Annotated in this window: 1 protein-coding gene; it reads left to right on the forward strand. The window is 61.9% G+C overall.

The window, feature by feature from the left end:
• Window positions 1–439, forward strand: a 439-nt coding sequence (locus AC1D0P_RS29830) for a calcium-binding protein (RefSeq protein ID WP_477680034.1), incomplete at both ends; no start/stop codon positions are given.

Here is a 439-nt window from a genome sequence, read left to right on the forward strand (position 1 = left end):
GGTTGGTGATGACGCGCAAAGCGACCTCGGTTGGTGATGACGCGCAAAGCGACCTCGCGGGCGAGTTCCACGGCAATGACGAGCTTGATGGTGAGGAGGGCAACGATCAGCTGGTGGGTGGTGGGAAGGACGACATCCTGTATGGCGGSACCGGCGACGACATACTGCGCGGAGACGACGAGGCCTCGTTACTGTACGGTGAGTTCCATGGCAAGGACTACCTGGATGGCGGCGAGGGCGATGACCAGTTGGTCGGTGGCGGGCAGGATGACATCCTGTACGGCGGTGCCGGCAAAGACTTGCTGCTGGGTGATGACGATATCTCCGCGTTGTACGGCCAGTTTCACGGCAACGACTACCTCGATGGCGAGGAGGGCGATGACACCCTTTACGGCGGCGGTGGGCACGATACCCTGTATGGCGGTGCCGGTGATGACGT

The sequence above is a fragment of the Polaromonas sp. P1_G2 genome, from assembly GCF_056405515.1.